Consider the following 5,667-nt stretch of genomic DNA (forward strand, 5'->3'; position numbering starts at 1 on the left):
TATACAATATAAAACACCTAAAGAAGAACTTTTTGGTTTCTTACCATAGGTGTTGCATTTGAATTGACAATTCGTCTATGTAAAAACCCGCTTTAATTAGCGGGTAAAATATTAGTTTTGGTTTAATTGTTCTAATAGATAGTTTACGTCTAGTCCGTGAACCATACAAGCTTCTTCTAAGCTTTCCATTTGGCTGGCTGGACAACCTATACAAGATAATCCGTTTCTAAACAAAACTTCTACAGAATCTGGATTGTTTCTAATAATATCTCCAATTAACATATCTTTAGTAATTTCCATAAAATCACCCTTTCATCATTTATATTCTTATTATAATATAAGCTTTCAGTTCATTCAAGTAAAATTATTTCTGATCTATGTTATAATTTAATATGAAATAGAAATATAGGTGGTGAGGAATATGATGGATGAAAAATTTGAACGTCATGAAATAGATATGGATTTACTCAACAAATATCTAGAAGACAAAGATTATTTAAAACTTAAAAATCAAATTCAAAAATACAACCCGGTAGATATTACAGATTATATTGAATCATTGGATTTAAAAAGTGCAATGCTTGTGTTCAGGTTATTGAACAAAGATGATTGTATCGATGTGTTTTCTCATATGGAAAAGGATCATCGAACAAGGCTTTTGGAAGCGTTCAGTGATAAAGAAGTTAAATTCATAGTAGACGAACTATATTTTGACGATATGATTGACTTAATCGAAGAAATGCCAGCGGGAATTGTGAAAAAAGTTCTAAGACATACCGACAAAAGCGAAAGAAATTTGATTAATCAATTCTTAAATTATCCAGAAGATTCAGCGGGATCTTTGATGACAATAGAATATATTGAGTTGAGATCTTATTATACTGTAAGGAAAGCTCTTGAAGTCATTAAGAAAACAGGGGTGGACAAGCAGACCGTCTATACATGTTTTGTAACAAACGAAAAGAAAACACTACTTGGGTTTGTTTCTTTGAGAACAATTGTAACTAATGAACCAGAAACGTTGATTGAAGACTTGATGGACGAAGATGTTATTTATGTTCATACCGATGATGACCAAGAAACAGTAGCCGATGTATTCAAAAAATACGGATTCGTTGTTCTTCCTGTCGTAGATAATGAAAAAAGACTTACAGGTATTATAACAGTTGACGATATCATGGAAGTTATGGAACAAGAAGCTACAGAAGACTTTCAAATCATGGCAGGTATGAGTCCAGATGAAGATGATTATTTGGATCAAGGCGTGTTTAATTTGGCAAAAAAACGTATTGCATGGCTTTTGATACTTATGGTTTCTGCTACATTTACAGGTTCAATAATGACTCACTATGAATCTTTATTGGGACAAGCGATAATACTTACAGCATTTATTCCTATGATAATGGATACGGGTGGAAACTCTGGTTCACAATCATCAACGCTGATTATACGTGGGCTTGCTACAGGAGAAATCAGCACAAAAGATTGGCTAAAAGTATTTTTTAAAGAATTTAGAGTAGCGTTAGTAGTCTCAGTAGTTATGAGTATTGTTTGTTTCATAAAAACTATGGTTGTCGATAAAGTATCAGTTCCTATCGGATTGGTTGTATCTTTGACTTTGATATTTACAATAGTGACTGCAAAATTAATCGGTGGGATGTTGCCAATTATTGCTAAAAAGTTAAAATTAGATCCAGCGATTATGGCGGGACCTTTGATTACTACAGTTGTCGATGCATTGAGTTTGTTAATCTATTTTGAAATGGCACATATTGCTTTGGGAATCTAATTAGAAAAAATTAACAAAAACTATTGACATATTTTTAATATTACTGTAAAATATTTTATTTAATTTGACTTTAGAGTGATAGAGTGATATAATACTACTAACGACGATCTGTTAGGAGGAATAACGTGAAGGAAATTAACGATTTGAACATGATTAGAAGTCAAGTGCGAAGTAATATTGGAAAAGATGTTATTGTCGAGGCAGATAAAGGACGAAATAAAATTGTAACAAACAAAGGAACTATCAGCCAAGTATTCCCAAGTTTATTTACAATAAAAATAACTAACGAATATGATTCAGAAAGAACAATATCATATACTTACTCAGATATACTTACATCAACAGTAAAGTTAGAATTATGTTAAAAAAACGACCGGAAGGTCGTTTTTTTAGTTTGATTTAACATTTAAACAATAGTATAATTTATTAATAGAGGTGTAATATGAAGTTAAAATTATATATGTCAGAAAAATGCCCAGATTGCGTAGATGCAATCGAAATTTTAAAAAATGCCAATATTGATTATGAAGAAATCAATATTACAGATTCTATGAAAAATCTCAAAGAATTTTTTACTTATAGAGATAATAGAGAAGAATTCAAATCAATCGTTAAGGATAATAAAGTTGGAATTCCAATGATTACAGATGGGGAAAAGATAGTATTTTTTGAAAAATTAGAAGATTTAAGAGAATTTGATGAAAATAAATAGTTACGCTAAGATAAATCTCTCTTTGGATGTCTTAGGTCTTAGAGAAGATGGATATCATAATATTGACACGATTATGAATTTAATTGAACTTCACGATGTTATGGATATTAACAGAAATGATTCAAGTGAGCTTAAATTAAGTTCGAACAATGCGAATTTTCCTGCAGATAAGTCAAATTTAATATATAAAATATTTGAAAACTTGAAAAAGTTTAGGAATATAAACTGTGGATACGATGTGTTCGTTGATAAACAAATTCCTATTTCAGCAGGCCTTGCAGGAGGAAGTTCCAATGCATGTGAATTTCTAATGTTTGTTAATGATGATTTGAATTTAGAATTAACGAATACTGAAATCAAAGAAATTTGCAGATTGACAGGTGCTGATACTTACTATTTTACTAACAAAAAATGTGTAAGGGCAACTGGAGTAGGCAATGAGTTTGTTAGGTTATCTGATTTTTCTAATAAAAATATAATAATTGTAAATAATGGAATGAGCATATCTTCAAAAGAAGTTTATGATAATTTAAAGGACTCAAACGGAGGACTTGGCAAAATTACTGTTGCTATTGATAATCGTGATTACGAAACTTTTTATAAGAGCGCTTTTAATACTATGGAAAGTGTATCTGAATCATTAGTTACAGATATTTCAGATATAAAAGAAAAGTTGTCTAATTTTGGAGCTAACTTATCGTTGATGAGTGGATCAGGACCTACGGTTTTTGGGATTTTTGAAAATACTGAAGATTATGAAAATTGCTACGATGAATTGAAGGATAAATATAAATATGTATTTAAAACAAAAACCTTATAACAAAATAGGAGTTGTGGATTCTGGATTGGGAGGTCTTACTGTATTTAAGAAAGTAAAAAAACTTATGCCTAATAAGCAGTATATTTACTTAGCTGACAGTGCCAATGTTCCTTACGGAACAAAAACCAAAGAACAGATGATTAAAATTTCCGAAAATATTGTGGGATTTTTTAATGAACAACAAATAGATTTGCTCGTATTAGCTTGCAACACTTTGACATCTATTGCAATGGACTATATGAAATCAATTGCAAATTTTGATATAATTGGAGTTGTTGAATATGGTGTTAACTCCGCTGTTAAAAACACTACCAATAAAAAAGTAGGAGTTATAGCCACTAAGGCAACAGTTGATAATGGATTGTACGAAAAATTATTGAAGAAAAATGGTATTGATGTAATCCAGTCTGCGTGTCCCGATTTTGTAGGATTTGTTGAAGATGATTGCAAAGACTATGATAAGATTTCAGAAAAGGTTAAAGAGTATTTGAGACCAATTATGGAATTCGAAGCCGATACGATAATTCTAGGATGCACACATTATCCAATTTTAATAAACTACCTTAAACAATACACTGGAGAAAATATTACATTTATAGATCCTGCAGATTCCTTAAGTGAAGATATTTATGAAATTTGCGGGAACTATGGAAATAAATGTGACATTGAATATTTTGTCACAAAAAATCCATCTGATTTTAAAATCAATGGATCAAAAATTATAGGGGAACCTATTGATAAAGTTACAGAAATGGAGTGATCATATGGAATTGAATTACGAAAAGAAAAGTATCTGGGAAGTTGTAGATGAAAAAGAACACAAAGAAATCTACGCTTATGGTGAAAGATACAAAAACTTCTTAGACAATTGCAAGACTGAAAGAGAAGCTACAGAGTTTATAGTTAACCAAGCAAAAGAACATGGATTTATTGAATTAAATGAAGCTTTAAAAGGAAAAATTAAAAAAGGTGACAAAATTTATATTAACAATAAGGACAAATCTTGCGTATTAGTTGTTATTGGTGATGATATAAACGAAGGTCTTAACATCGTAGGTTCACACTTGGATTGCCCAAGATTAGATGTAAGAGCAGTACCTTTTTCAGAAGATAAAAATATCTTAATGATGAAGACACATTATTATGGTGGAATTAAAAAACATCAATGGACTACAATCCCATTGGCAATGCACGGTGTAATATTCACAAACGAAGGCAAAAAAGTTGAAATCAAAATCGGTGAAAACGAAGATGAACCAGTATTCTACATCACTGAATTATTAGCTCATTTATCTAAAGATTTGAACTCTAAAACATTGGGTGCAGCAATCGAAGGAGAAAAACTAGCTATAATAGCCGGACATGATAGCTATAATTTCAAAGATGAAAAAGAAAATCCAATCAAAAAATGTATCTTAAAATATTTGAACGAAAAATATGGTATAACAGAATCTGATTTCCAAGTTGCAGAAATCGAAATCGTTCCAGCAACAAAAGCTAGAGACGTTGGATTTGACGGAGCAATGATAGCATCTCACGGACACGACGATAGAGTATGTGCTTATGCAACATTAGAAGCAATTCTTAAAGTCGAAAACCCTAAGAGAACAGCTGTTGCACTATTTGTAGATAAAGAAGAGATTGGTTCAGTTGGTAATACATCAATGAACGCACCATACATGGGAAATATGATTGCAGAAATAGCAAATAATCAACATGAAAATTACAGTGATTTAACTATGAGAAGAATCATGGCTAATTCAAAAGTGTTATCAGCAGACGTTACAGCGGCAATTGATCCGTTATATGCTGATGCAACAGAAGATTCTAACACGGCATTAAGTGGATGCGGAATTTCTCTAGCAAAATTCACAGGACACGGTGGAAAATTCAGTTCAAATGATGCAAACCCAGAATTCTTAAACGAATTAAGACAAATTTTCAAACAAGAAAAAGTAATGTGGCAAACAACTGAACTTGGTAAGATAGACCAAGGTGGTGGAGGAACTATAGCCTTCATTCTTGCTAACCAAGGAGCAGAAGTTGTAGACATCGGAACAGCTATGCTTTCAATGCACGCACCGGTTGAATTATTATCAAAAGCTGACTGCTATATGACAAGCAAAGCATACCATGCTTTCTTAAAATAATATAAATTAAATTATTAAAGCACTTGACAAGTAGCTCTTATATTGATATTATATAAAAGCACTTTAGGTCAAGTGCTTTTTAAATTACTTAAAAGAAAGTAATGCATGTAAAACGAAATTAAAAAAAGTTTTACAAAACACTTGACAAAATGAAATGATGATAGTAAACTATAATAGTTCACTAAAGTAACATTTC

General features: G+C 31.1%; 7 protein-coding genes. 6 read left to right on the top strand and 1 reads right to left on the bottom strand.

Features of this window, described 5'->3' with window-relative positions:
• Nucleotides 1-111: 111 nt before the first annotated feature.
• Nucleotides 112-300, bottom strand: a complete 189-nt coding sequence (locus GKF99_RS08445; RefSeq protein WP_002835305.1) for a DUF1858 domain-containing protein — start codon at nt 298-300, stop codon at nt 112-114.
• Between the two features lie 121 nt (nt 301-421).
• Between GKF99_RS08445 and mgtE the strand changes: the two genes are divergently transcribed.
• From mgtE to GKF99_RS08475, 6 genes are all read left to right on the top strand, one after another.
• Nucleotides 422-1,789 carry a magnesium transporter gene (mgtE, locus tag GKF99_RS08450; RefSeq protein ID WP_094206970.1) on the top strand — a complete coding sequence of 456 codons (1,368 nt, stop codon included), beginning with the start codon at nt 422-424 and terminating at the stop codon, nt 1,787-1,789.
• Nucleotides 1,790-1,914: 125 nt separating this feature from the next.
• Nucleotides 1,915-2,154, top strand: coding sequence for a Veg family protein (locus GKF99_RS08455; protein ID WP_002835303.1), 240 nt, complete (start codon nt 1,915-1,917; stop codon nt 2,152-2,154).
• Between the two features lie 77 nt (nt 2,155-2,231).
• Nucleotides 2,232-2,501: a glutaredoxin domain-containing protein gene (locus tag GKF99_RS08460; RefSeq protein ID WP_154273147.1), complete on the top strand. Its 270-nt coding sequence runs from the start codon at nt 2,232-2,234 to the stop codon at nt 2,499-2,501.
• Entirely contained in the window at nt 2,488-3,321 is an 834-nt protein-coding gene (gene ispE, locus GKF99_RS08465) for a 4-(cytidine 5'-diphospho)-2-C-methyl-D-erythritol kinase (RefSeq protein ID WP_154273148.1), read from the top strand. Before GKF99_RS08460 ends, ispE begins: the two co-directional genes overlap by 14 nt.
• Nucleotides 3,296-4,081 carry a glutamate racemase gene (gene murI, locus GKF99_RS08470; RefSeq protein ID WP_154273149.1) on the top strand — a complete coding sequence of 262 codons (786 nt, stop codon included), beginning with the start codon at nt 3,296-3,298 and terminating at the stop codon, nt 4,079-4,081. Before ispE ends, murI begins: the two co-directional genes overlap by 26 nt.
• Before the next feature lie 4 nt (nt 4,082-4,085).
• Nucleotides 4,086-5,471, top strand: a complete 1,386-nt coding sequence (locus GKF99_RS08475) for an aminopeptidase (protein WP_154273150.1) — start codon at nt 4,086-4,088, stop codon at nt 5,469-5,471.
• Nucleotides 5,472-5,667 lie beyond the last annotated feature (196 nt).

The sequence above is a fragment of the Finegoldia sp. BIOML-A2 genome, from assembly GCF_009678315.1.
Lineage (GTDB): Bacteria > Bacillota > Clostridia > Tissierellales > Peptoniphilaceae > Finegoldia > Finegoldia magna.

Coding starts and splice junctions, on each gene's coding strand:
- GKF99_RS08445 (WP_002835305.1), bottom strand. CDS start 300: ATGGAAATTACTAAAGATATGTTAATTGGAGATATTATTAGAAACAAT.
- mgtE (WP_094206970.1), top strand. CDS start 422: ATGATGGATGAAAAATTTGAACGTCATGAAATAGATATGGATTTACTC.
- GKF99_RS08460 (WP_154273147.1), top strand. CDS start 2,232: ATGAAGTTAAAATTATATATGTCAGAAAAATGCCCAGATTGCGTAGAT.
- ispE (WP_154273148.1), top strand. CDS start 2,488: ATGAAAATAAATAGTTACGCTAAGATAAATCTCTCTTTGGATGTCTTA.
- murI (WP_154273149.1), top strand. CDS start 3,296: ATGTATTTAAAACAAAAACCTTATAACAAAATAGGAGTTGTGGATTCT.
- GKF99_RS08475 (WP_154273150.1), top strand. CDS start 4,086: ATGGAATTGAATTACGAAAAGAAAAGTATCTGGGAAGTTGTAGATGAA.